Source organism: Pedobacter sp. KBW06, assembly GCF_003852525.1.
GTDB lineage: Bacteria > Bacteroidota > Bacteroidia > Sphingobacteriales > Sphingobacteriaceae > Pedobacter.
In genome coordinates this window covers 508611-528118 of record NZ_QAJL01000003.1, presented here as the reverse complement: position 1 = coordinate 528118, position 19508 = coordinate 508611, and the positions used below count along the sequence as shown (strand labels likewise).

General features: G+C 39.0%; 21 protein-coding genes. 11 read left to right on the top strand and 10 right to left on the bottom strand.

The features are described 5' to 3' along the window. The first annotated feature begins 35 nt into the window (after positions 1–35). From DBR43_RS17085 to DBR43_RS17075, 3 genes are all read left to right on the top strand, one after another. Complete coding sequence (locus tag DBR43_RS17085; RefSeq protein ID WP_124582943.1) at positions 36–1403, top strand: sulfatase; 1368 nt, start codon at positions 36–38, stop codon at positions 1401–1403. A 58-nt stretch (positions 1404–1461) separates the two neighbouring features. After that, entirely contained in the window at positions 1462–1851 is a 390-nt protein-coding gene (locus DBR43_RS17080) for a DUF1398 domain-containing protein (RefSeq protein WP_124582941.1), read from the top strand. Between the two features lie 67 nt (positions 1852–1918). Then, positions 1919–2311 (top strand): hypothetical protein, encoded by a 393-nt coding sequence (locus DBR43_RS17075; protein WP_124582939.1) that lies wholly within the window; start codon positions 1919–1921, stop codon positions 2309–2311. Between the two features lie 86 nt (positions 2312–2397). On the opposite strand, the gene DBR43_RS17070 is transcribed toward DBR43_RS17075, so the two are convergent. Next, entirely contained in the window at positions 2398–3093 is a 696-nt protein-coding gene (locus DBR43_RS17070; RefSeq protein ID WP_124582937.1) for a DUF4142 domain-containing protein, read from the bottom strand. A gap of 186 nt (positions 3094–3279) precedes the next feature. On the opposite strand from DBR43_RS17070, the gene DBR43_RS17065 reads away from it, so the two are divergent. Together DBR43_RS17065 and DBR43_RS32975 are read left to right on the top strand one after the other, a co-directional pair. After that, positions 3280–3879 (top strand): CDP-alcohol phosphatidyltransferase family protein, encoded by a 600-nt coding sequence (locus DBR43_RS17065; protein WP_124582935.1) that lies wholly within the window; start codon positions 3280–3282, stop codon positions 3877–3879. 173 nt (positions 3880–4052) lie between these two features. Further along, a complete protein-coding gene (locus tag DBR43_RS32975; protein ID WP_158622527.1) occupies positions 4053–4223 on the top strand; it encodes a hypothetical protein in 171 nt (56 codons plus the stop codon). A gap of 56 nt (positions 4224–4279) precedes the next feature. On the opposite strand, the gene DBR43_RS17060 is transcribed toward DBR43_RS32975, so the two are convergent. The 3 genes from DBR43_RS17060 to DBR43_RS17050 all read right to left on the bottom strand — a co-directional run bounded on the left by DBR43_RS17060 (position 4280) and on the right by DBR43_RS17050 (position 7160). After that, positions 4280–5158, bottom strand: coding sequence for a hypothetical protein (locus tag DBR43_RS17060; RefSeq protein ID WP_124582934.1), 879 nt, complete (start codon positions 5156–5158; stop codon positions 4280–4282). A 309-nt stretch (positions 5159–5467) separates the two neighbouring features. Next, complete coding sequence (locus DBR43_RS17055; RefSeq protein ID WP_124582932.1) at positions 5468–6319, bottom strand: NYN domain-containing protein; 852 nt, start codon at positions 6317–6319, stop codon at positions 5468–5470. 61 nt (positions 6320–6380) lie between these two features. Then, positions 6381–7160, bottom strand: a complete 780-nt coding sequence (locus DBR43_RS17050; RefSeq protein WP_124582930.1) for a hypothetical protein — start codon at positions 7158–7160, stop codon at positions 6381–6383. Positions 7161–7585: 425 nt separating this feature from the next. Here DBR43_RS17050 and DBR43_RS17045 point away from each other — a divergent pair, with 425 nt between their 5' ends. From DBR43_RS17045 to DBR43_RS17020, 6 genes are all read left to right on the top strand, one after another. Then, complete coding sequence (locus DBR43_RS17045) at positions 7586–7993, top strand: hypothetical protein (RefSeq protein WP_124582928.1); 408 nt, start codon at positions 7586–7588, stop codon at positions 7991–7993. A 232-nt stretch (positions 7994–8225) separates the two neighbouring features. Then, positions 8226–9032 carry a hypothetical protein gene (locus DBR43_RS17040; protein ID WP_124582926.1) on the top strand — a complete coding sequence of 269 codons (807 nt, stop codon included), beginning with the start codon at positions 8226–8228 and terminating at the stop codon, positions 9030–9032. Between the two features lie 4 nt (positions 9033–9036). Continuing rightward, positions 9037–9735, top strand: coding sequence for a hypothetical protein (locus DBR43_RS17035; RefSeq protein ID WP_124582924.1), 699 nt, complete (start codon positions 9037–9039; stop codon positions 9733–9735). Positions 9736–9781: 46 nt separating this feature from the next. Further along, positions 9782–10363 (top strand): hypothetical protein, encoded by a 582-nt coding sequence (locus tag DBR43_RS17030; RefSeq protein WP_124582922.1) that lies wholly within the window; start codon positions 9782–9784, stop codon positions 10361–10363. A gap of 371 nt (positions 10364–10734) precedes the next feature. Continuing rightward, entirely contained in the window at positions 10735–11421 is a 687-nt protein-coding gene (locus DBR43_RS17025; protein WP_148090766.1) for a hypothetical protein, read from the top strand. A 1-nt stretch (position 11422) separates the two neighbouring features. Then, positions 11423–12556, top strand: coding sequence for a PQQ-binding-like beta-propeller repeat protein (locus DBR43_RS17020; protein ID WP_124582918.1), 1134 nt, complete (start codon positions 11423–11425; stop codon positions 12554–12556). A 62-nt stretch (positions 12557–12618) separates the two neighbouring features. On the opposite strand, the gene DBR43_RS17015 is transcribed toward DBR43_RS17020, so the two are convergent. From DBR43_RS17015 to DBR43_RS16990, 6 genes are all read right to left on the bottom strand, one after another. After that, positions 12619–13746, bottom strand: coding sequence for an epoxide hydrolase family protein (locus tag DBR43_RS17015; protein ID WP_124582916.1), 1128 nt, complete (start codon positions 13744–13746; stop codon positions 12619–12621). A 300-nt stretch (positions 13747–14046) separates the two neighbouring features. After that, positions 14047–14745 carry an alpha/beta fold hydrolase gene (locus tag DBR43_RS17010; RefSeq protein WP_124582914.1) on the bottom strand — a complete coding sequence of 233 codons (699 nt, stop codon included), beginning with the start codon at positions 14743–14745 and terminating at the stop codon, positions 14047–14049. Positions 14746–14888: 143 nt separating this feature from the next. After that, entirely contained in the window at positions 14889–16043 is a 1155-nt protein-coding gene (locus DBR43_RS17005; RefSeq protein ID WP_158622526.1) for an MFS transporter, read from the bottom strand. Between the two features lie 11 nt (positions 16044–16054). Further along, positions 16055–16861, bottom strand: coding sequence for an MBL fold metallo-hydrolase (locus tag DBR43_RS17000; protein WP_124582910.1), 807 nt, complete (start codon positions 16859–16861; stop codon positions 16055–16057). 134 nt (positions 16862–16995) lie between these two features. After that, entirely contained in the window at positions 16996–17835 is an 840-nt protein-coding gene (locus DBR43_RS16995) for a helix-turn-helix domain-containing protein (protein ID WP_124582908.1), read from the bottom strand. Between the two features lie 434 nt (positions 17836–18269). Beyond that, entirely contained in the window at positions 18270–19415 is a 1146-nt protein-coding gene (locus DBR43_RS16990; protein WP_124582906.1) for a serine hydrolase domain-containing protein, read from the bottom strand. Between the last annotated feature and the right edge of the window lie 93 nt (positions 19416–19508).

Below are 19508 nucleotides of genomic sequence, written 5' to 3'. Positions count from 1 at the left end.
GCGCCGGATTTTGTTTCAAATAAATAACCAATATCATGAACTACCGTATTCTCTATTTGTTGCTGCTCCTCGTTTTAAGTCAAAGACTGCATGCACAAACAGCATCCCGTCCGAACATCCTGATCATTATGACCGATCAGCAAACGGCGGATGCGATGAGCAATGCAGGCAATAAAGACCTGCATACGCCAGCCATGGACAAGCTGGCAAAAAATGGACTGAAATTTACCAGGGCTTATTGTGCACAGCCCCTGTGTACGCCATCACGAACAGCGATCTTTAGTGGTAAAATGCCCTTTGAAACCGGCTTCACGGGAAATACACCTGAAAAGGACGGATTATGGCCAGACAGTCTGCTGATGATGGGCAGGATATTTCAAAATGGCGGCTATAAAACCGGATATGTAGGTAAATGGCATTTACCTGTGCCCGTAGCCAAGGTCAGTCAGCATGGTTTTGATTACATTGAAAACACCAATTTCTTAGATTATAACGATGCAGGGACACCAGCTTATTGTGCACGTTTTATCAAAGAAAACAGCACTCAGCCCTTTTTGCTGGTTGCTTCTTTTTTAAATCCTCACGACATCTGTGAATGGGCACGTGGTGATGCCTTAAAGATGGATGTGCTGGAGGATGCACCACCGGCAGCTGAATGTCCTGAATTACCAGCCAACTGGAGTATTTCTCCGCATGAGCCGGAGGTGCTTCGGGAGCAACAGAAAGTCAGCTTTCGCACCTATCCAACGGTAAACTGGACGGGAAATCAATGGAGGCAATACCGCTGGGCATATAACCGTTTGGTGGAGAAGGTGGACAATTACATTGGCATGGTGCTGGCTTCGCTAAAAAAATATGACGCAGAAAAGAATACCATTATTATTTTTACTGCCGATCATGGCGATGGTTATGCTGCACACCGCTGGAATCAAAAACAGGTTTTGTACGAGGAAGCCTCCAAAGTACCTTTCATTATTGCGAAGATGGGAGCCTGGGAAGGACGAACTGACAGCATGCTGGTCTGCAATGGCATCGACCTGATTCCCACAATTTGTGGATTTACCGGTGTCAAAAAACCTGCTTATTTAAAGGGGATCGACCTCAGCCTGAAAATAACTGATCCGCTAAAACAACTGCGTGATACTTTGGTGATCGAGACTGATTTCGCCGACAATGAGGTTCTGCTGGGCATCAGTGGAAGAGCTGTCATTACCGGTGATTTTAAATATATTGTTTATAGTAAAGGGGAAATAAAAGAGCAGTTATTTGACCTGAAAAAAGACCCGGGTGAAATGAACAACCTGGCTGTGGAAGCCTCAGGTAAAAAGCAAGGGAATGTCCTGCGCAATTATTTAAAGAAATGGTGTAAACGTAACGCTGATCCTTTTTTGAAGTTTTTATAGCTTTGCGAAGCCCGTTTGATTCTTTATTTTAGCGGTATGCATATAAATCAGATGAAATATGTTTACCGTTGAACAGATTAAACAGGCGCATAGCAAGGTGAAATCCGGTGCAGACTTTCCTGAATATATTCAGGAAATTAAAATATTAGGGGTTACAGCCTTTGAAACCCGGGTGAAGGATAGCTGCACGGAATATTTCGGAACTGAAGGGTATAGAACGAGCTCAACACCAATGTATGAGGAGCTAACCATAGCTGACCTTTGCGATAAAGAACGGTTTGAACATTGCCTGAAAATTCATCAGCATGGAGAAACAGATTACTTTGAATTTTGCAAAGATTGCGCAGCAACAGGAGTGGAGAAGTGGGTCGTTAACCTGAATGAAATGACCTGTATTTATTATGACCTCGCAGGGAATGATGTCCTGACGGAACGCATCCCTCAGTAAAAATGCAGCAACCAGGGGTCATTGATTTTGCGGGTTGGAAAAGCATGGTTTAAAATAATATGGTGGAATGAAAAACAAGCTGAGAAAAATCATTATTGACAATTCGAAATACCTGTATACCGTTACAGATCAATACCACCCGGAAAGCGAAACAAATACACTTAGGCTCAAAGTGTTTTTAGAAGGGTATAAACAAAGCCCTTTAACCATAGATTTTTTAACCTCCGACCATTATTATATGGGACAGGTTTTAAAATCAGGTGTCGCTCTGGAAAACAAAAAGACCGGTTCAACAGATATCATCAATATCAATCAACCGGGATTGATAAGGAAATTAATTTTGCAGGGAATAAAAAATGGCTGGAACGGAATCACTAAAACCGACAGGCAAAATGGATTAAATTATTTGGTCGGCCTGGGATACGAATCTGCTTTAGACCTGATGCATTCAAAAAGCTGACAGCAGTTAAGCAGGCAGCTTTTTGATCGCAATTCAATGAGTTTTTGCGGATAATTTCTTAATTATGGTTTCTAAAGTGGTCAGCCTTAATTTGATTTTACTTCTTTGGTCAGGTCCTGTGCAGCTTCCAGGTGTTTTTTCAAAACCGGTAATTGCTTTAGACTAAATGCCCTCAGGTCAGCATCTTTAGCATTACTGGCTGCGGTAACAAGTTCGATGAGGTTCCGATTGCTTTCTATCATCATTTTAACAAAAGCCAGATCTGTTTTAGGAGCACCCTTTAGAGAAGCCTGAGGGGCCAGCGCTACATTTTTCTGAGTGGAAAGCTTGTCTAATTCCTTTTTTATTTCCGTATGGTCGTTGAAAACGAGGAGCGCATATTCTTTAATTTTGTCGTTCGCTGTGACTTGACGGGTATTGTTACTCACCGTAATCTCTACCTGCTGTATCGTTGCAATCGTGCTGATCAGGTCTTTGTCCGACATGCTTTCCAGGTTTTGAAGCTTAGCCTTCGCTATTGCATTGGCCCTTTCAATTGCATTAAAAGCAATATTGGTGGCATTTTCTTTAGACCCGGCTCCTCTGCTCTGACTGATTCCCTGCGACAGTCCATCACCACTCGCATTAATTACAGAGTTGCTGGGGTTTTTAAGGCCGGGATTAAGGGTCGTTATTTTTGTACGTTTCTTTTTCTCCTCACCGGATGTATTTCTGGAACTGGAACAGGAATAGATCAGGCAGGATAACAGGGCTGAAGTGGCAATGATGCGAAGTGTGTTCATGGAGCCTTTTATTAAGTGGGTACGCGGATAAATACTTTAGAAATCATTCAAAGATAAGCTAAAAAATATGATTTAATGTCTCAGTAATCCAGAGTTGACCGGTTGTTTTTTATATATTTAATGATAGGAGCGCTCCGGCATCCGGAACTGAATTTTCATACTTCGTAAAACAGTAGCACTTAGCCTATGACCATACCTCAGCAATTGATACTTTTTAGGTTTCTGATCTCTCCTGTAATTATTGCTTTAGCCTGGTTTTTTGGTGAACGCGTTAACCTGTTAATCGTGTTCTTAATGGTACTTGGAATCCTATCTGATATTTTTGATGGAATTATAGCCAGGAAGATGAACATCTCCTCCGTAAAGCTGAGAAGACTGGACAGTCAGGTGGATTTGGTTTTTTGGCTTTCGATAGGTTTGAGTGCTTACCTGCTTCATCCGGAAATTATAGCTGAGCATAAAATATACATCGTTGTGCTTTTCCTAATGGAAGGACTTTGTTATCTGACAAGTTTCATTAAGTTCGGAAAAGAAACCTGTACGCATGCTTTTTTATCCAAGATATGGGGCCTCACATTGCTGGTTTGTCTTACGGCTTTAATTGGTTTTGGTCATGGAGGAATACCTTTAAAACTTGCAGTTTACTGGGGGCTGATTTCTCAATTTGACGTTATCTTAATCATACTCCTGCTTCCTAAGTGGCAAAGTGATATCCCGAGTTTTTATCACGCCTATCTGATCAGAAAAGGAATTCCGTTCAGTAAAAGTAAATTGTTAAACGATTAAAAAGCAGCTTTGCTGCAGGTCATAAAATGAATTTAATCACAAGGTATTGATAATGAATAAGATGAATAAGGATGATACTGCAGTTATCATTATCTTTAATAAAGAGGTTGGTAAATCTCAGGCAGTATCTGAAAAGCCTTTAACAGAGTAGGAAACATTTAACAGGAAGTATCATGGGAAATTTTAAATTAAGCGAATTGAATATCCAGGAAATGACTGTAGTTGAAATGACAGAAACAGAAGGAGGTGGGAAAGTCAGAAGTACATTTGGTAAATTATGGTACAGTATAAAATCGACAATTGGGAATGTCGTTGCTCCCCTCGAAGAAATTTTAGAAGGTTAAGGTTTTGAAGCCTGAAATTCATAGGGTTTCAGGCTTCAATGAGCCTTTGGTTGCCATTATTGGGCGTTCATCTCTACGATTTCGCTGGCAATTTTACCGTTCCAGATATATTTCACACGATTTTTGCTTTCCTTATATTTTAGTTCTTTCTGGTCAGGATCTATAACCTCTCCATCGGTGATGTCTTTGATAATTAACGAGGCGCCAAGACGATGTTCGGAAGGGAACAATAATTTTTCATCGTGGTAGGAAACACCGGCATCGCTGACATTGCTCTTGCCAGGTAAGTTGATGAACTCCATTCCTGTCCATCCAATATAATGATGATCGGTAGAGACCGCACAGGCTTCACCAAAGAAACCAATCCTGTAGATCGCTTGTAAACCCGCCAGTCCCATGTTGTTCAGTATTTTTCCTTCGGTGAAAGTTTGTTCTCCTCTGGTAACCAGGATAGAGGTCCGGCCAACAATATGGAGTGAAGGGTCAAGAATCTTGATTTCACATAGGGAGAGGTGTTCCTCATCATTTGAGCGGTTAAGGTATTTGTTGAAGCCGTACATCCATAATTTTCCTTCTTTATCATTATTGCTTCCAAGAGCAAGCAGTCCTAACCAAATAAATCCTGAACGTTGTTGTTTCCCGGCCATATAGGTTACTTTATGCCATGGTGCATGAAAATCCTTGATCAATGTATTGTTATAGGCTTCGCTTTTAATGATCACTTTGGATCCGGCAGTCAAGGAGTCCAATACCAACCCTTTTAAACCAGGATAATCACGTATGTAGGCGATATCGGCAAAAACGCGGGCCGTATCATTTATTCTTTTGTTCCAGAGGTTAGAATTTTCATCAACAGCATAAGCTGCGGGGCGCTCCTGAGCCTTTACACTAACCGAAAGCAGGATTAGTAATCCGAAAAATACTTGTTTAAACATAGCACAAAGAAACAAAAAAAACTTGCTTTAGAGAAGGACAGTTGCTACGGGGAGGGGCTGGAGGGCATAGCAGGAAGGGCAACACAAAAAAAGCGGAAATGATCTCCGACCATTCCCGCTTTATCTAAATTAACGCTCTCATATGTATAGACGCTCAGTTGCTCAATATATTGTGTTGCATAGAAATAAAAACACTTTTTTAGATGTTTCTATATGTCAAGATATCTAGATTTCTTTAATAAACGCCAGCCCTTGCAGTTATTGTCCCAATATCATGTCCGGAGTTCTCAATCGGTTTTATCATAGTCCTTAAGGAGGGGGAATCTGCTTGTTGTTCTGGCGTTTTGCCGGTTTTCTTTTGTTCACTGGTTTTTGTATGGGAGCGACAGGTGCCGTTTGCGTGATTTTTCTGATATAGATGTGTTTAACATTAGCTTTACCACTTTCTCTCTCATCGACTTCAAAGCGGTTGGTGCTTTTTATTAAAGGCAGCAATTTAGAGAACCCATAATTCCTGGAATCAAAATCTGGTTTTTTCTTCATCATCAAACTGCCAAGGTCTCCAAGGTATGCCCATCCGTCTTCATCTGCGAGGTCGGTAATGCTATCGGTAAAGAGCCTGATGATTCCGGTATCAACTTTGTTCAACGGCTGTGTTTCCGGAGTTTTGGTACTGGTGGCAGTTTGGGAGGTATTATTCTCTTCAGAAGGTTGCCGTTTGGGTTTCAGGATCTCAATGTAGATGAATTTATCACAAGCGGTAATAAAAGGCGTAAGGGTTTTCTTTTCTCCAATCCCAATGACTTTCATTCCTGCTTCCCGAAGTCTGGTAGCCAGTCTCGTAAAATCACTGTCGCTGGAGACAATACAGAAGCCGTCCACTTTTCCTGTATAGAGGATGTCCATCGCATCGATAATGAGCGCACTGTCGCTCGCATTTTTGCCGCTGGAATAGCTGTACTGCTGAATGGGAGTGATGGCATTTTCCAGCAATACTTTTTTCCATCCGGAAACCGTTGGTTTGGTCCAGTCTGCATAGATTCTTTTGAAGGTAGGCGTACCATATTTGGCAATTTCTTCAAACATCTCTTTTACATTGGCATAGGGCACATTGTCTGCGTCTATCAGTACAGCGAGTTTCAGGTCTCTCTCGTTTTTCATAAGCCTTGTCGTAGGATTTTGTTTAAAGATAGATAAACCTGTCTCACTTTTAATTATCGGACTATTTTTTAAAATAGTTACCCACTTTTGATACCTTCTCTACCCAGGCGCCTGAATTGGGTTGAAAAACGTATTCACTCAGTCCAACTTCCTTTGCTTTAGGGGCCCAGTCATAGGTATAGCCCAAACGTGTCCAGGGATAATGGTAGTCTGTAGTAGCTGCCAATGTCCGGTAGTAAGCGAAAACAATGTAATTGTTAAACCAGGAGGTGAAATTTTCAGGACTATTGTTACTTAATGCCGCAGTGGCTGTTTTAGTGTTGATCACCCGGCTACCTGCTGGTCTATACAAGCGTTCCGGGTTTACCCAAATCTCGGCGATGTGCGTATTGCTTCGTTCATTAGCAGGAGGTAAGCCCAACAACTGGCAGATACGCATTGTGGTATCGCTTGTTGCAGAAAAAGAAGAACCGATGCGTGCTTTCATTTGCTGTGGGATGAATAGCCAGGATTCGCCCCATGAAGTGGTAATTGAATCCCCAACGGGATAGCTGGATGGAAAACGCATAAAACTAGCCATCAAAACATATGGCTTACCTTTGATTGTTTTCCATTGCAGGGACTTGTTTTCAGGAGTTAATGCCCATAAGGTATCAATTACTTCTGAATCATCAGCAACCATTGCATCGCGTATGGCGCTTTGGTACAAATGGTTCATAGTAAGTGCGGGTGGTTCCGGCTCCGATGGTTTGACATTGTCTTTCTTACAGCTGGCTAATACAGCAAGCATCAGTAAAGTACCTAATAAAAAAGGAGAGAAGTTAATTGTTTTTGTTTGCATTAGATTTTATGTTTAGGGATTGAATGTTTGAAGATAATTTAAAAATATATTTATAGTATAATGGGAGTGCTTTAATTTCTAACTATATAGTGATAACTATCAACGAAAAAAGCGGCTTGTTTTAGTGTATAGGCTGAAATTAACCATTCTTGCACAGTAGAAGTATCAGTTATTCATCTTGTTCATCTTTTTGTATAAAGCCGTTTGCCTGGAATTCGAAAAATCTGAGTTATAAAATATAGTCTTAGAAGTAGCCGGATATCTTTAATGAAAAAAGATTAGTTAAAATTCTTTCAACTTATTTAATGCATATATTCGGTATTAATATTTATCTGAGAATATATTTGAACTTAATGAATCATCTTTTATGACTTCATCATTTTGCAAGAAGTGTTGTAAATATTATTTGAAATTAATGATTTGATATGAAGGTAGATTTTACTCATGAAATGATTTTCAGCTTTGAGGGAGCAAATCTATGCCTCCTGGGAAATGAAAACGACTTTAGAAAGTTTGCTGAATCACTTGTTGACCTCGCTGATGTTTCACAGACTTGTACTGTAGATTTATTGAGTTTGGACTTTATTCAGAATGAAGGAGAAGAGAAGAACATATTTTTCTCATCAAAAAAAGGAGCAAATAAATTAGGTTTTTTTTCTGGTGAATCAGAGCTGATTTTTGAATTGGACCCTAAATACTGGGAACGGCTTTTTAAATATTTTGTGCTTATGTCGTGGTATAAAAGAACATACTATTTAAATATAAATGAAGGTTGTTTGATTGATCTGAATTTAGAGCAGGATTGCAATTTCATTTGCAGTTCAGAATTCTAATCATGATAATGGAATAATTCCATTTCACTACGAATGATGGTCAGGAATCATCAAATATATGCTGCTTTTGGGCGAATAATAATTGTCGGATAAACTGCTAAATAATTAGCTTATTTTTAAGTATGTTAACCTGTTGGGGAACTAAAATAATTGTGGTAAGCTTTGTAGAAAGAACAGGAAATCCCATGGAATATATGACAATAGATGATCTGCCAGCATTAAGATAATAAATATGAAAACAGTTTTTTTATTGACACTTCTACTTTCTTTATCGATAATTGGTGTTGGCCAGAAGAATAATGATCAGAAAAAATTGGCCGCACAGATAAAAAAGAACACCGGCTTCGCCCGAAGTTTTGTTTACGCGGAAAACCCTGATTACAATATTGATAGCCTTTGCAAGGTAACGGCAAATAAGGCGGTGAAGTTAATGGCTGGCAATAATTATTCGTCTGTTTATTATCAAAGTCTCGGTTTAAAGTTATCTGCGGAGGGCAAGGATAAAACAGCCATTAAAATTTACAACTTTGGTTATGATTGCGGCGGAACGCGCAGGTTCATTACACATCCTGTTGTTCAATGGAAGAATGAATACGGCAAAACCTTTGCTTACAATTTGTCTTCAAAGATTAATTGCGATTTTTTCGAAATCCATCAACTCAAAAGCCAATCACGTAATTTATACTTGTTAATTGGAGTAGAGGCAGGTGATGGTAATTGTTATCAAGGCATAGCATATGTTATTGAGATTAAGGGTGATTATTTAATCGTAAATAATCCAGTCTTTGTCAACCGGCCTTACCTGAATTTATGTAACAGAGAATTTGAATTTGACACTAAAACACAGGTTTTAACTGGTTTGCTGGGACATCCTTCGGTTCCACCTCCTCTAAAATATGCAGTAGAAGGTCAGGGAGATTATTCAAAAGATAAAATGGCCAATATAAAATTAACAGCATTAATAGCTGAAGGCTACAATAGCGAACCGAGTATTTTCTATTTAAAATTTAACGGGCATCAGTTTGTCAAAGAAAATTAAAAACATGAAGGCTTCGAAATTGCAAATTGGGCTCGTTTTTTTTATCGCAGGATATTTGATAAATGATAGCCCAAAAGTAATCGCTGCAACCGTTATTTATGATACATTGAAGAAAAACAGTAGGAATGATAAAATAGAAAGGAAAGTAGTTAATGATACGCGGATACGGTCTAATGACTCTTTATACAATAACCTGGAACTAAATTTTACTGAAATATCGAAGAATGAGTTTCAATCCTACATAGGGAAATATAAAACAAGCTGCGTTTTGGATTCCGGACAATTTATCAGTGGTTCAGATCTGTATGTGATTCACGATTGTAAAGAAATTTGTCAAACTTACCTGGCAGAACGGAGTACAAATAGAAAAATGTTAATGCCTTCAACCTACGATTCAGGAATATTAAAGATGTTACTTTCCCCATCCTGTAATCAACTGGTGGTTTGTTCGTCATATGATGGCCCTGACTATGGAAACTATTATGAACACAGGGCAGAAATTTTTTTATTCCATGTTTCAACCGGAACCGGATTAAAAGGAATCACACCTGCTCTTAATTATTATACCAAAGACTGGTCAGTTAATAATCTGACCTGGGTTGACGAAAATACTATAGCGCTTGAATTGTATAATGGAACACGGACCGGTACTGAAGAGAATTTACAATTCAGGTATTTCAAGGCAAATTTAAATGCGAAATAGCCCTGAATAAAAACGAATCAATAATTGGAGATAAACAGAAAAATCCATGAAAAAATCAGCAGCAACATTAATTTTTCTATTCACTCAGTTAGTTGTTTTTGGACAAAACAAATTATTAAAAGATGTTGATCATGATGGGATAACAGATACGGTATATGTTGACTCTGCGAAACATACAATCGTTTGTAAATTATCCTCAAAAAATTACCATCCAATATCAAGCAAACCTATCGGGATTTTGAATGTAATGTCGGGTGTTGTTGAAACAAAAAATGGTTTTGAATTTTTTAACGACTGGATGCGCGCTGGTTATAAAAATCAATTTAGATACAATCCTAAAACAAAGAAAATACAATTGATTGGGATGAGTAAATACGAGTTTGGGAATGCTGTTAGCGACGGAAGTGGTGAGTCTGGTGTCAATCTTTTAACTGCAGATTACATTGGAAATTGGAATTATTTTGATACGGATAAAGATAAGGTAATTAAGATACCAACTATAAGAACTAAAATGAAGTTTGGTTTAATAAATTTAGAAGACTTTGAAGAAGAAACCTATTTTGGTTATTCTAAAAGATGTGCTGAATTATTTTATAAACACAAGAAAATAAAAATGAATAAAAAATAGCTGCTATCAGGTCGATGGTTTGTGTGAAATGGCCAATAGCGGTCAATCAAATTGATTTATACAATTTAGACTAAGCATTTTACATTTTAGACTAATTTTTGATACTCCTCTTTATTCAACTTTGTATCAAGGAAAACAATATTGAAGGTATGGCCCAGTGATATTCAAAACAGAATGTTTAATGTGTTAACCCATTTGTTTTATTCCCGAATAATAATTCAATAGGAACAAATAACGACGCAGATACAACGAATAATAAAGTTCGGTTTTTTAATGTAAAGCAATCTCTATTTTAGCGTAATTATATAAAACCTTAAATAAAAAAAATGCCAGTACCACCAATGGAGAACCTAAACAATAAACCGGATCAAATGAAAAATGCACCATTCTTTAAACGATATAAAAAAACAGTAATCAGCTTTGGTGTAATTGTAGCCCTGTTTTTAGGCTTGGGTTATTACCTGGGTTTTCAGCATATCCCATATCATGTAAAAGAACTTTGGCAAATTATAGCGGGTAATACGAATAAGGAAGAGCAGCCCGCAATGGATGCCAGTATTGCGACCGAAGGTACGACAACTGAGGTGGCTTCAGGGGCACCAGAATTTCCGCTGGATACTTTAATGTGGGTCAATTCTATAAAAAATGGAGATTATATTCCTGATGGGGTAAAGGAAGAGTTGGCAGCCATCAGGAAAACCGATTTTTCTAAAATGAGTGTTGCTGCTGACAAACCAAACGATCTTGAAATTAAACAGGCAATCGTTCAAAGGTTTGGCGAAGAGGCCATTAATTTATTGAAGCAAAATGATGCTACGCTAAAAGGTGGAAAGGCTTTTAATGCGCCTTTACAAAATAGCGAGAAAAACGGTCAGGAAATCGCAAGGGTTACCATGATGGTTACCGCATTTAACAGTAAGAATGATAATCTGATGAACATTCAGGAACCACTGTTACCAGCATATGATTTTGTGAAGTTCGAAAGTGATCCTGATACATGGTATGTTACCGACATTAGTCAAACCATTCCTTTCGATTACAAGCTAAATAAAAGATAAAATGAGGTCATTTCTTTATGCCGGATTTTTCCTGTTAGGTATTGGTTTGTCTGCCTGTACCAGAAAGCAAGAACCAATTAAAACTAATCTTTTAATTGCTACCAATAATGGCGATCTGTACAATGTCAATCTTGCTACCGGTAAATTGCAATGGCAAATATTAGATCAAAGAAATAATGATGAGCTGACTTATTTTACACAACAGGATCAAACTATTTTAAGAGCATATTCCGATAAGCGTATCGTAGAAATTGATAAGCAGACCGGAAAAATCAATTGGGTCTTTACAGACGAAGTCTCGCCCAACCAGGCCGAATATGGTTATAATTTTAGTGGTGTATCTCATTTGTTATTTGCTCAGTACCCAATTATACAGGGCCGTAATTTTATTTTTGGAAGTAGCCAGGGTGAATTTAAGTCGGTAGACCAGAAAACACGAAAAGTGAAATGGACACATCAGATTCATCAGCCTGTTTATTGTTCTCCGGTGATGTTCAATAATAAGGTAGTCATAAATGCCAGTTCTTCAATCAGAACATTAAATCTGACCGATGGTAAGCGGATCGCAACTTTTGATTTAGAAACACCAGCTTTTTTGGCTCCTATTGTAAAAGATAACCTGCTTTACGTGGTTGATGAGCATGGTGGGGTATATTGCTTAGATGCCAACTTGAATTTGAGTTGGAAGCATAAACCTGAGATCGCGATGTTTCAGCAGACTAAACTCAATTTTAGTGAAAAGGATATAATCTATGGTGATACCGCAATGATTTCATTAAAGAAAAGGGGTGGTGAGTTGAACTGGCGAATTGTTTTGCCCCACCAGATAGATAAAAAAGGAAAGAATAATCTTTTACAGTCTATGGAGGTGATGGATGATGTCATTGTTGCAAATACCCCACATTATTTGCTGGTTATTGACCAGGATAATGGTGAGGTTTTAAAGCAGAAGCATTTTGCAGACCGGGAAACGATCGGGCAGATTAAATATTATAACGGATTTTACTACTACCTCTGTTCGGACAACAATTTATATAAAATTGATCAGGATTTGAAGGAAGAAATATTGGTGGCAAAGAATATCAGGTACCAAACCGAAAGAGCTATTGATGATACTTATATCGAGTTGTATTGAGGTTAACAACTATTTCTTTGTTATTGTTGTTTGTTTGGTAATATCGCTTATTATTATGTTGGTTAACCCAATCTTGAGAAGAAATTTGTAATATCTTTTGAAAGTAATTCTGGCTGTTCTACTGCAGCAAAGTGCCCGCCAGCAGGCATTGTTGTCCAATGTTGGATATTAAAACCGCTTTCAATATATGACCGGGGTGGAGTGGGCAATTCTTTTGGAAATTTAGCAAAGCCAACGGGCACTGTTATATACTCATTCTTTTTAAATACCAATGGTTTTTTACTGTTTTCGTTATAAATCCGCATAGAGGAATGTATGGTTTGTGTTATCCAGTATAAGGTGATATTGGCAAGCAGCTCATCTTTGGTAAAACTATTTTCAATATTTCCGTTATTATCACTCCAGCCCTTGAATTTTTCAACGATCCATGCACATAATCCAACAGGAGAATCATTTAGCCCATATGCAGCTGTCAATGGTTTCGTAGCATGCATATAAGCATATGCACCTTCCCTGGCAGACCATTCCGCTCCGGCTTTATGAAAAGCCAATACTTCTTCAGAAAGCTGTTCACCATCCGCCATATAGGGCTTATAAGAGCCAGAGATATAGTTGAGGTGCAAACCAATAATATTAGATGGATATTTTAAAGACAACCATGTGCTGATTCCCGAACCTATATCACCACCTTGTGCTCCATAACGTTGATACCCAAGTTCCATCATTAACTGATGCCAAATGTCGGCAACAAATTCGCTGTTGCAACCGGGATGAATAATTTTACCAGAAAAGCCAAATCCCGGAACAGACGGGATAACCAGGTCAAAAGAAAAGTATGGGTCTTCAGTCAATAGGGGGATAAGTTTCATCATTTCCAGAAATGAGCCTGGCCATCCATGGGTAATTATCAATGGTACTGATCGCTTACCCTTTCCTTTGATATGCATAAAATGAATCTGGTTCCCATCAATATCAGCCATGAAATTGGGATAGGAATTGATTTCAGTTTCAACTTTTCGCCAGTCAAATGTTTTCTGCCAGTACTTTGTCAATTCTTTCAAGTAAGAAAGATCAGTACCATAATTCCAATCGGATCCTGTGATCTGATCTGGCCATCTGGTTAGATTTAACCTTAATTTCAGATCATCCAGAATTTGTTGCGGAACATTAACTGAAAATGGTTTGATCATATTGGTGGGGGTTGACATCTCTATGAATGATTTATTTTTATGATGAAAGGTAACGAAATACCGATTAAGGCCAAGCTGCTCTTCCTGATTAATTCTCGTCCGGTTAGATAAATCATTGCCATAAATTCAATCAGAAATTGATAGTTTTCATCGGTGAAATCATGGCCTTTTCCTAAAAACTGCAACGGTGTAAATTAGAAAATTCGGTTGATTATTTGATAAAAGAGTGAGACTCTTGATTTTAATTTGATCTCCCGATTTTTAAGTTTACACACTTATTGAAATAGTCCCAGGATCAATTTATTCGGATGATTTTGCAGCTTCAAGAATCAGCTGAGCTACCTCTTTAGGTTTGGACGCTAATGAAAAGTGGCTGGCTTCTAAATAGATTATTTTTTTAGGTTTCATTCTTTCTGCCATTTCTCTCTGTGTTTCCGGCAAAATCATCTGATCGTTTGAAGACACCTGATACCAGGTTGGTTTATTCTTCCAGGCAGGGTCGCCCATGATTCCAGCAAAACATTTACTATGTATTGGTTTTTGTGCCAAGGACGCCACTAAGACATCATCTTCATTTAAATCATGACAAAAACTTTTGTGGTGTTCATCATATTTAATCCACAAAAAGCCTTTGCTATCAGGATAGATACTTGTTCTTCCAGACGGCTGCTCTATCTTTTCTGCGGATATACTCCCTAAACTCTCTCCTTTGTCAGGTGCAAATGCTGCAACGTAAACCATACCTGCTACCTTGTCATTATTTCCGGCGCCAGAAATTACTGCTCCCCCATACGAATGACCTACCAACAAAACCTTGCCATCCTGCGCATCAATTAAATCGTTTGTTTTTTGGATATCGTCCTCTAAAGAAGTTAAGGGATTTTGGACACTCCTGACTTTATATCCTTCTTTGTGCAACAACGGAATAATGTGTCTCCAATTAGAACCATCCGACCAAGCCCCATGTACCAATATAATGGTTAAATTTTTTGTTTTCATTTTTTGATTATTTTAAAAGTGCTGATCAATTAGCTATTTTGTTTTTCATTAAATTTTTCGATTTTCTTCTTTCATCTATAGATCGTTTATAGTGGGATATCTCTCTTCTATAAGATCGTTTTCATCAAATTCCAAATTCTCATTTAGCGGCTTGGGAAAGCAAATCTGCGCCCTGTAACCACTAGCAAAATCACGATAACCATCAATAGAAAACTGGTCCATGATATTGCATCGGGACCTTTATAATCCAAAACCAACCCGCCGATAAATGCTCCGGAAAAAACCCCTATATTATAAACAGTGACAGTTATGGAACTTCCTATTTCAGGAAGCCCATTAGTAGCATTGATAGTTGCGGTTTGCAATAGCGAGGGTAGGCCACCGAAGGAAATGCCCCAGAATACGATACATGTATAGAAGACAAAATAAAAATGACCCGCCAAAGAAATGATGAATAGTACGCTCGCTCCGAGAAGTATGGATGATAATAACATTGATCTCATATGGGTATCAATAAACCTTGCAGTAATGAGAATTCCTGGCACCGCCCCCATGCCGAATAACCCCAAAGCAAGACCTGCATTATCTTTAATTCCATTGGTGACCATGATTGGTGAAAGATAGGTGTAGGCTACATACACCGCAAGTGAGGCTGTAAATGTTGTGGTCATAACCAAAGGCACACCTGGCATCCTGAATATTTTAACTGGTATGTTTATTTTCTTTTCATCAGCCTTAAAGTCAGGAATTTTCCATGCTATCCACACAATGAGCATAAATATCAATGCAGACAAGCCCGCAAAAGCACCTCGCCATCCGATGACCTGACCTAGAAAAGCTCCTATAGGCAATCCAACGGAAAGCGCAATGGTGCTACCGGCCATTACCATTGATATGGCTTTCCCCATATTCTTTTCATTTACCAATCTCGCCGCATAACCAGTCATAAGCGGCCATAGGACGCCGCTAAAGCCCCCTGCCAGTACCCGCATTACCACAGTAAGCAAGTAATTTTGTGAAAGAGCCGTAATGGCATTTGATAAAAAAAAGCCAAAAATAACAGTTATCAATAAAGGCTTACGTGAGAAGCCACTTGTTAATGCGGTGGCGGGAAAAGCTGTTAATACTGTACCTAACGCATAATATGAAACCAATCTTCCGATGCTTGATTCACGAACTTGTAGATCATTCGCCATATCAGGCAGTACACCTGCAGGTAGAAGTTCTGTGATGATCGCCGAAAAAGCAACCATTGTAAAGGCTAACAGCAATAAAAAAGGAAATTTTTCTCTTGGCATTTTATTAGTTATTACCATAATTCAAACCAATCACCAGGTTCCTTAACCATAATGCCCAGGTTTAGATCTCTTAAACTGGTAGTCAATCGCTCTATTGGATTTGCAGTCTCGATATAGATAGGTGGTTTATGCATGGCATCATAATGTATTGGAACCACAAAGCCAGCTTTAAGGATGTTTGCAGCTACAGCAGCCTGCTCCGGAGTCATTACAGCCTCTATGGAACTCATCGGCCGAAGAGGTGGAAAATCTACAATTGGAGCGTTTATTGGCAAGAATGCGACATTCAAGGGGCCAAACCTGTGAAAAATCCTCCACCATAAACCATGATTTAAGGTGTCTCCGGCATGAATGATTTTAAATCCCCCGCACTCTACAACCCAGCTAAGCTGGGGATCTCCGAATCCATCAACAGCGGGTACCGAAAAAATTCTAAACGGCCCGACTTTTCTTTCTTCCCACTCACCGACTATTTCAGTCCTGAGTTTGTACTTTTTGAATTCGGTCTCCGCATACTTTGTCAGTGCCAAATCCGCATCGTTGCCCTTGGCCATAATCGGCCTGAAAACTGGCGCATCTTTGCTAAGCGCAACATTTAATGCCACAGGGTCTGCGTGGTCATTGTGTAAATGTGTTAATAATGCGACTGAGGTTGCGCCTGTTTTTGAAGATGCTGGAAATTGCTCATCAGGATTACGTATCATCGGTAACTGCGAAATATCCTGAACATAATCTATCAAAAGCGTTTCACCTGCACACTCAATTTCCACGCCGGCCCAACCCAGCCTCCGCACCCTGACTTTTTCTTTATTACCCATAATTTTTTCTCGTTTTTTATTGACGAGACAAATGTGCAGGTAAAAAAGGCACGATTGATAGACAGATCTTCCTTAAGAGTTAGCAATTCTTCCTGCGCCGGATAAATGGAAACACTATAGACATTTAAGAAGTCTTACTTCTGTTGCAATGCGAATTTATCACGATATTGAACAGGAGATATGCCTTCCCGATTGCGAAAAAAACGACTAAATGTCTGAATATCGTTATAGCCCAATTGATGGGCAATTTCTTTGATTGAGAAGTTGCTATAATTAATCTGCCTTCTGGCATGAATCATAATCCTATCATGAATAATTTCACGCGGAGTACGTTTTAGTACAGTAGAAAATAAGTTGGCCAGTGTTTTTGGTGACTTATTTAATTTTGAGGCATAAAAAGCAACGTCATGATGTTTGAGGAAGTAGGAGTCGACCAGATAATTAAATTCCCTGATGATATCCAGTTGTTTTTTCTCGAGGTTTTGTAAATCGCCGGATTTCTTTAAAATTCTGACAGAGAGAATTAGCATTCTCTTAAGCATGGTTTCCAACATTTCTTTCTTCAGGAGATTTTCGTTAAGCATTTCTTTAGAGAAAATTTTCCATGAAGTCTCAAAATCCTCGGCATCACTCGCATTTAAAACCAACCTTGGAACGTGTGTTGCGCTATAAAACAACAATCCTTTGCTCCCCACTTGACTATCCTGATCAATCATACAAAAAAAAGATTTATTGAACCGAATCATGCGGGCGCTATGGAGTCTTACATGATCTATTTTGTGAAATTCGGTTAAAAAGATAACCTCATTTTTTGAAAGTTGGTAAGGAACGTTATCAATGGTTATTGCTAAATTGTCTGCTGTATTCCAGATAAAGGTCTTAACCATTTTCTGAGCACAAAAAATACTATCCTGATTTTCAGTATCAAGTTCAGTAAGGCTGAGAAACTCTTTCGAGTCATTTTCGAAAACCATGGTTACAAATATAACTCCCTTCCTGAAACCGTCAAGTATCCTAACGCAGGTCTATGAATATAATTTTTAATTTTTTAAATATCATTTGGGATGCTTGCGGGTTTATCTTTCGGGCTGGTAATAACAGTAGCTGCCGGGTTTGGTATTGATGTAATCTGCTTCAGTGACCTGTTTGAATCCAGCCTGACCGATCGGCCATGGCATGAGCCTATACGTTTAAAGCCGTCGATGAGTTGTACAAGGTACAAAGGAGGCGCATGAGTTTAGATTCCTGAGAGGATTTTAGGAGTTCTCTACCAGGTATCAGATTTTGTAATCTTTCAGTGTTGGAAAATCCCAGGCAGGTTTCCGGAATTCAGCAGGGAGAAGTAATGATCCCTGCCGGATTCGAGATGTTTCATCACCCAATTAAGCGATGATAAAACATTATGGTTTTAGATTTTAAATGCCAGCTCCATTAACTTTTTGATACCAGGTTTCGATTGCTGATTTTCTTGGGTGTTGATGATGATCACCACACCTCTTTTTAATTCCACACTCCAGTACATAAAAGCTGTATATCCGGCTCTTGTACCGTTATTTCCATAAACCGTTGCCCCATTTAAAGATGTTTTGTCGATAAAAAAGCCTCTGTCAGGAATTTCCTTAGGATAGGTAATTTTAGTCATGTCACTGACCACACCATCAGGCCATATTTTTTTACCCTGGTGCACACCGTTGTTGAGAAAAAGCTGACATAAAGTAGCCAGATCCCTGGTATCACTGAGTAATCCCCCGGCACAGTAATCCGGTGTAGTAAATATTGGCCCTTTTGCCCCTAAGGAATCGTAGTTTTTACTCATATCCGATAGTTTTAAATCCCGCAGGTGCCAGCACATTTTGTTCAAGCCAAGCGGATTTAGCAAGGTCTCAGTGGTGTATTGGTCAAATTCTTTTCCAGTTACCCTTTCCACAATATAGGCTGCTAATGCCGCACCGGTATTGGAGTAATGGTATTTAATTTTCTCCCGATCAAAGGTGTATTCCTGGTAAAAACGGCCTTCTACGGTCAGCATTTCCTTTAAAAATGTGGCCACCGGTATTTTGGAATCAATTTCCTCAGCAGCAATTTCAGGAAGAATATCGTTATACACCGTATCCGTGATGCCGGAAGAATGACTGAGCAATCGGCGCAAGGTAATCACATCATCAGGCAGATGGGGATTTTTGATTTTAAAGGGCAAATAACTGTTGACGTCTTTATCCAGATTCAGTTTACCTTCTTTAACTAATTTAATGACAATTGCCCCGATGACCGGCTTGGCCAAAGAGGCCAGACTGAACATATGGTTGTCCGTCAATTTAATACCACGCTCCACATCAGCGTATCCAGCGGATTTTTGCCAGCGTATGGATGTTTCATCCACAACAGCCACCGATACCCCTTTCATATTGGTGGCCGTAGTCAACCACTCCAGCTGCTGTTCGGTCGCCTGGGTTTGCAACGGCAGAGGTTTTGCCGGCTCAGCTGGTTTTTTTTCTTTTTTGCAGGCGCAGAACAGACTGGCCAGCACAAGTAATTTCAAAAGATTTCTTTTCATATGTGTTATTGTTTTTGTGCAAAACAACGCAGATACCAATCACCCATTTTAAATTTTATAGCAATCAGGCCAAGCCGTAGCTGAAAGGGAGCC

Excerpts from the sequence above, each read along its gene's own strand:
- DBR43_RS16995 (WP_124582908.1), bottom strand. The coding sequence starts at position 17,835 with ATGGTTTTCGAAAATGACTCGAAAGAGTTTCTCAGCCTTACTGAACTT.
- DBR43_RS17075 (WP_124582939.1), top strand. The coding sequence starts at position 1,919 with ATGAAAAACAAGCTGAGAAAAATCATTATTGACAATTCGAAATACCTG.
- DBR43_RS17055 (WP_124582932.1), bottom strand. The coding sequence starts at position 6,319 with ATGAAAAACGAGAGAGACCTGAAACTCGCTGTACTGATAGACGCAGAC.
- DBR43_RS17050 (WP_124582930.1), bottom strand. The coding sequence starts at position 7,160 with ATGCAAACAAAAACAATTAACTTCTCTCCTTTTTTATTAGGTACTTTA.
- DBR43_RS17030 (WP_124582922.1), top strand. The coding sequence starts at position 9,782 with ATGAAAAAATCAGCAGCAACATTAATTTTTCTATTCACTCAGTTAGTT.
- DBR43_RS17025 (WP_148090766.1), top strand. The coding sequence starts at position 10,735 with ATGAAAAATGCACCATTCTTTAAACGATATAAAAAAACAGTAATCAGC.
- DBR43_RS17045 (WP_124582928.1), top strand. The coding sequence starts at position 7,586 with ATGAAGGTAGATTTTACTCATGAAATGATTTTCAGCTTTGAGGGAGCA.
- DBR43_RS32975 (WP_158622527.1), top strand. The coding sequence starts at position 4,053 with ATGGGAAATTTTAAATTAAGCGAATTGAATATCCAGGAAATGACTGTA.
- DBR43_RS17010 (WP_124582914.1), bottom strand. The coding sequence starts at position 14,745 with ATGAAAACAAAAAATTTAACCATTATATTGGTACATGGGGCTTGGTCG.
- DBR43_RS17080 (WP_124582941.1), top strand. The coding sequence starts at position 1,462 with ATGTTTACCGTTGAACAGATTAAACAGGCGCATAGCAAGGTGAAATCC.
- DBR43_RS17035 (WP_124582924.1), top strand. The coding sequence starts at position 9,037 with ATGAAGGCTTCGAAATTGCAAATTGGGCTCGTTTTTTTTATCGCAGGA.
- DBR43_RS17005 (WP_158622526.1), bottom strand. The coding sequence starts at position 16,043 with ATGCCAAGAGAAAAATTTCCTTTTTTATTGCTGTTAGCCTTTACAATG.
- DBR43_RS17085 (WP_124582943.1), top strand. The coding sequence starts at position 36 with ATGAACTACCGTATTCTCTATTTGTTGCTGCTCCTCGTTTTAAGTCAA.
- DBR43_RS16990 (WP_124582906.1), bottom strand. The coding sequence starts at position 19,415 with ATGAAAAGAAATCTTTTGAAATTACTTGTGCTGGCCAGTCTGTTCTGC.
- DBR43_RS17040 (WP_124582926.1), top strand. The coding sequence starts at position 8,226 with ATGAAAACAGTTTTTTTATTGACACTTCTACTTTCTTTATCGATAATT.
- DBR43_RS17000 (WP_124582910.1), bottom strand. The coding sequence starts at position 16,861 with ATGGGTAATAAAGAAAAAGTCAGGGTGCGGAGGCTGGGTTGGGCCGGC.
- DBR43_RS17015 (WP_124582916.1), bottom strand. The coding sequence starts at position 13,746 with ATGATCAAACCATTTTCAGTTAATGTTCCGCAACAAATTCTGGATGAT.
- DBR43_RS17060 (WP_124582934.1), bottom strand. The coding sequence starts at position 5,158 with ATGTTTAAACAAGTATTTTTCGGATTACTAATCCTGCTTTCGGTTAGT.
- DBR43_RS17070 (WP_124582937.1), bottom strand. The coding sequence starts at position 3,093 with ATGAACACACTTCGCATCATTGCCACTTCAGCCCTGTTATCCTGCCTG.
- DBR43_RS17065 (WP_124582935.1), top strand. The coding sequence starts at position 3,280 with ATGACCATACCTCAGCAATTGATACTTTTTAGGTTTCTGATCTCTCCT.
- DBR43_RS17020 (WP_124582918.1), top strand. The coding sequence starts at position 11,423 with ATGAGGTCATTTCTTTATGCCGGATTTTTCCTGTTAGGTATTGGTTTG.